Below are 1,007 nucleotides of genomic sequence, written 5' to 3' on the forward strand. Positions count from 1 at the left end.
GGCGGACGTGGACGCCGACGGGCTGCGCGGGCGGTTCGCCGAGCTCGGCACCGGGCTCGGGCTCGACTGGCGGCTGTACGACACCGCCGAGCGCCCCCGCGTGCTGATCATGGTGTCGCGGTTCGGGCACTGCCTGAACGACCTGCTGTACCGGCAGCGGTCCGGGATGCTGGACGTGGACATCGTCGCCGTCGCGTCCAACCACCCGGACATGCGGCCGCTCACCCAGTCGTACGGGATCGACTACCACCACCTGCCGGTGGAGCGCGGCGGCAAGGCGGCGCAGGAGGAGGAGATCCTGACGCTGGTCGCCCACTACCGCGCCGACCTGGTCGTCCTCGCCCGCTACATGCAGATCCTCTCCGACGGCTTCTGCGCCAAGCTGCCCGGCCGGATCATCAACATCCACCACTCGTTCCTGCCGAGCTTCAAGGGCGCCAAGCCCTACCACCAGGCGCACGCGCGCGGGGTGAAGCTGATCGGCGCGACCGCGCACTACGTGACGCCCGCCCTGGACGAGGGGCCGATCATCGAGCAGGAGGTCGCGCGCGTCGACCACGCGCACAGCGCCGCCGAGCTGGTCGCCGTGGGCCGCGACGTCGAATGCCTGGCGCTCGCCCGCGCCGTCCGCTGGCACGCCGAGCACCGCATCCTGCTCAACGGCGACCGCACCGTCGTCTTCCGCTGACCCGGGCCGCCTCCCCGTCCCACCGGCGTTGACCTGCGGATTCCTGCTCGCGAGGCGGAGCCCGGCTCGGGTGTTCGCGGCATGGCGGGTTTCACTGCGTGTGCCTTTTGCCTCACCATGGGTAAGCGGCATTCCGGCCGGTCCCGGTCGCGGCGCCGCGTGGGGGTGTGATGGGCGAGACGCTGGTGGACGACCTCATCGAGGAGGCGCAGGCCAGGCAGCAGGCCCGCCGGACCGCGCTGGCCGAGTTCCGGTCGCGGCGGACGGCGCTGCTCGCCGGGACGGGCCTGGCGCTGGTCGCGGTCGGCGGCTGCGCGGC

1 protein-coding gene is annotated in these 1,007 nt (G+C 72.9%); it reads left to right on the top strand.

Annotation, left to right across the window (positions count from 1 at the left end):
• The coding region (locus AB0J52_RS42170) for a formyltetrahydrofolate deformylase (protein WP_500188941.1) at nucleotides 1–688 on the top strand (688 nt) is incomplete at its 5' end.
• Nucleotides 689–1,007 lie beyond the last annotated feature (319 nt).

Source organism: Spirillospora sp. NPDC049652 (assembly GCF_040675125.1).
Taxonomy (GTDB): Bacteria; Actinomycetota; Actinomycetes; order Streptosporangiales; family Streptosporangiaceae; genus Spirillospora.